The sequence below is a fragment of the SAR202 cluster bacterium genome (assembly GCA_016872355.1).
In the GTDB taxonomy this organism is placed as follows: Bacteria; Chloroflexota; Dehalococcoidia; order Lucifugimonadales; family VGZY01; genus VGZY01.
This window is the reverse complement of record VGZY01000121.1, coordinates 1-3,803: the sequence shown is the minus strand read 5'-3', so window position 1 is coordinate 3,803 and position 3,803 is coordinate 1. Positions and strand designations below refer to the sequence as shown.

2 protein-coding genes and 1 tRNA gene are annotated in these 3,803 nt (G+C 56.6%); 1 reads left to right on the top strand and 2 read right to left on the bottom strand.

Features of this window, described 5'->3' with window-relative positions; genetic code table 11:
• Positions 1-56: 56 nt before the first annotated feature.
• On the bottom strand, positions 57-1,853 hold the full coding sequence (locus FJ319_14560; GenBank protein ID MBM3935486.1) for a hypothetical protein: 1,797 nt from the start codon (positions 1,851-1,853) through the stop codon (positions 57-59).
• A gap of 606 nt (positions 1,854-2,459) precedes the next feature.
• On the opposite strand from FJ319_14560, the gene FJ319_14555 reads away from it, so the two are divergent.
• Positions 2,460-3,323 (top strand): hypothetical protein, encoded by an 864-nt coding sequence (locus FJ319_14555; protein ID MBM3935485.1) that lies wholly within the window; start codon positions 2,460-2,462, stop codon positions 3,321-3,323.
• Positions 3,324-3,478: 155 nt separating this feature from the next.
• Here FJ319_14555 and FJ319_14550 read toward each other — a convergent pair.
• A tRNA-Trp gene (locus FJ319_14550) sits at positions 3,479-3,554 on the bottom strand.
• Positions 3,555-3,803: the final 249 nt, after the last annotated feature.

Below are 3,803 nucleotides of genomic sequence, written 5' to 3'. Positions count from 1 at the left end.
GGCGGCAAGAAGCCGGCGGACCAATTGAACAGGTACCCATTCACGTCGGCCATGATCTAGGCTAGCCCGAGCTCGCGCGCCTTGGCCTCTATGCATTCCATGCGGTCCTCGACCGGGATGAGTGCTGAGCCGTCCGGCGCAGGTTTGGCGATGTTCTTTACCTCGTAGACATCGAAGCCTGAGAACAGCGGGTTGTTGTAGATGGCTTCGAGGTCATTGGTGTACTCCTCGCTGCTCAGCGCGCGTACGACGCGACGGACCATGTACACAGGGACGCCCGCCTCAGCCGCCTGAGAAAGAACATCGGGAACGACCGGATGAGCGAGGACGTTCTCCAGGCGCGTTTTGAAGGCGCTGCCGCCGGGTGGGTTGTCAGCATAGCGCTCGTTGCGCATCGATATGCCGTCCAAGAGCCCTTCCTGGAGCCACGACCGCCAATCAAAGAAGATATTCGGCGGCATCCAGACGAGGTTCACCTGCGCAGGATTATCTGTGTAGGCCTCAGGATGAACGTGCACTTGGACCTTCTTCCCCGCTCCTCGCAGCCGCGCGCTCGCCGCGCGGAGGAATGTGGTGAACGTCTCGCCACGCATCCTCGCAAATTTCCCCGCGTCGAATTCTGGGCCATAGACATCTGAACCGTACCTGCGACGATAGTCTTTAACGACGGGGTCGTTGAAGCCATACTCGAGCGGCGCATTAGCGCAGCTCCCGTGGGAGCTCAGCCTGAAATCGACGCCATCCACGCCCGCCGCAATGACCCGGTCCAGGCAGCCCGACCACAACCGCTGAACCTCCGGATAAGCCTCGCAGGGCACCGCCGTGAGATACTCGTTTTTGCCCCTTGCAAACCCTATGACGCCGTCATGCGCAACGCCGCTCTCGAAAGGACTGCCCCTGGTAACGTCGAGGTTGTCCGCGTCGAGCGCGCCGAAACAGTGTCCCAGGCCGGCATCGAACTCGAGCCCATGAGTGCGGAAGTCGCGTGGGGCGTCCTTGAAGGCGCGTCGTGTCGCCACTTCGATCGGGAACGGGTCCGGCCCGTCGCCATACGCTTCAACCATTACGACGGCGGTGTTGGCGAAGTCCGGCGCGCCATCATGGAAGTTCGTCGTTACGATAATGTATTTGTCAGTGAGATTAAGCCCCTCAAGACTCAATGTTCTTACCGGGCTCCCGGCGGCCGTAACGAGAGTGCCGAACTCATCCCGCACCTCTTGCCGCGCAGGCTCCACACTCTCTTTCAGCTCAAATGTCACCTTTCTTATCTCATAGCGGTAGTTCCTGGGGCTGGTCCAAATCTCAAGGTTCTCGTTCCGCACCCGTGTGGGCGAGGCGTCTGACTTGAGCAGCCGTATCCGCCTGATAGGGGTTGTCTGGAGGTTCGGCGGAGAGTCGTAAGGCCGGCGTTTGGCTCGCAGTTGGGGATGCTTTTCGATGAGGGTGTAGCCAGGCACGACGTTCCCGCCGATGTGAATGGGTTTGGACGGATCGAACTCCGGCGAGCCTTCGGGCGTGATCGCCGGGCCGCCCAGATCGAAGGGCTTGATAACGGCGAAGAGCTCGATGCCGCGTTTGTGAGCTATCAGCGTGGCAGCCTTCACCGGCTCGCCAATGCGCCGCAGGGTTTCGCGCCCGTAACTGACCCTATCGAATATCCGGCCCGCCCAATAGGAGTCGGGGTCGGTATCGCCGTAGTAGTTCCAGTAAACTCGTGTCACGCCCATACGCTTCAGGCGGCCAAGCATGACGTCCACCAGCTCAGGGGTATAGACGCCGTTATTCACATCATCCGGAAAGTCCACCGTGGCGGACAAAACGAAGGGCCGACGACTAGCGGCAGGTCGGGCCATATGAGCTCTCCTTGACACGGAACTGTGCTACCATCGGGCTGCGGCCACGCACAATATCATAGAGAAATGAAGAGATCTCTTCCATCTGTGCCGGCGTTCCTCTCCAACATGAGTCCACGAGACTGATGTTAAGTGCTAGCAAAAGCATAGTGTCACTGTTGAAACCTATGGAAGAAGCTACCCTGCTTCTCTTCCGTGTCCGTGCCTCACGTATGATCAAGGCTCCCGATAGCTAGTTCGGCCTCGCATCCAACTCTGCCTTAAGTTTCCGTAACGACACCACCATGCGCCGCGGCCCAAGGCGGATGACACCTGGCAGCGATCCGTTCTTGGCCGCCACATACGCTTGCGCCCTCCCCGCTTTTGAATCTAAGGGCAGGCCGTTGACCAACCTCCATGCGGTTGGGATGTCTACAGTCTCCCGGGTCTCCAACAGCTTGTCTAACAGTGTCACTTTGATGCCTCCATTAGTCTCTGCGGAACGAGCGTGGTCTGTTGCTTTCTGTATTGGTGCAGGTTATCATCCATACTATGCACATTACAGAGGCATATAGATATAGTAAGTGCAAATATTAGTGCATGAGCGCAAATAGGAGGCTATCGCTAGTGCGGCCAAAGATACATCCTGAGATCGTAAGAATGGCAAAGGGCATCTGGGCTATTGATCCGAAGGCACCGTGTAAGGAGATCCGCGTTGAGCTTGAAAGGCAAATCAGACATAACAAAGCCGTAGAAAACCATACAGTCCCTTCCCTCCGTGCGATTCAATACATCGTGCAAAAAGCAATGGCCGAGGGCGATGGTGCTTACATGCCGGCCGAATGGAGAACCTGGTCGACGGTGGGGGGTTGTAAGTCATGCGATGATCCGGAAGCAACTGACTTCCTTCTTGAACACAATGCGCAGTTTAGGGTGTTGTACGGCAGGGGCATGAACGGGGATGAAGTGGAGTGGGCGGTCCGATTGAGGGCAGCGCTAGCCACGGCGTCGATAGAGCACCGACTGACTCTGATCTATTACTATGGCCTCCGCGCAACGGTTGCGAAGAGAACGAAACAAGGAGACCCTATTACGGACGATCTAGACGGGTTTGTTGGGCTTAAGCCTTGGCTACGCCCGTGGGCAACGTATGACTCAGCCGTGGACTCGGGTCTGGTGCCACCTCCACGGTTCGTGGCTATCAGAGCGGAAGACGGCTGGGTCAACTCGCCAGACGCTCTTCTCATAGTCTTGCATGATGCTACCACGCGCTGGGTATCACAGGCCCGTGTTAAGCCAACGTCAGACCAAATCAAAAAGCATCTTCAGGGCACGAAACGAAAGGAACGGGACCTGTCCGAGCCCCAGTTTACTATTACATTTCAAAATACAAGTCAGTTGCCAAGCGACGTTAAGCGCGAAATGCTCGACATTCTCTATGAGAGGACCCGAACGAACATGAATGCGGCGCACATACCGCGGCAGCCGTAGAGACGGGGGCAGGCCAGCAAGAACGCCGCAAACTTGAACCGGCACCTTGGGATGGACGAAACGAATGTGAAACGAATGTGAAATTCTGGCTTTCCAGAACAAAAATAAAGCCGCTGGTCGTTGGCTACCAGCGGCTTTATCATGCGGTGCAGGATTGGCAGGAGCGGCAGGGATCGAACCCGCGACCTACGGTTTTGGAGACCGTTGCTCTACCAGCTGAGCTACGCTCCTGCAGGAGGAATTACTAATTACGAATTACAAGTTACGAATTTAGGGCCAGAGGCGCACTACGAAATTGTAGTATGCGCCCGTAGCTGCGGTCAACGTGGGCTCGGGCACGGTGCATTGGTGCAGCGATAGTGTCAGGGGTTAAGGGAGCAGTGAAAATGTCAGTCTATGAAAGAACTGACAATGAGCGAGAGAGAGGCTAAACGAACGGTAGTGTTGAACGCTGTCCTTGAGAAGCGATTGACAAAGGCT

Bases quoted from the DNA above. Each gene is read 5' to 3' on its own strand.
- FJ319_14560 (MBM3935486.1), bottom strand. From the start codon at position 1,853: ATGGCCCGACCTGCCGCTAGTCGTCGGCCCTTCGTTTTGTCCGCCACG.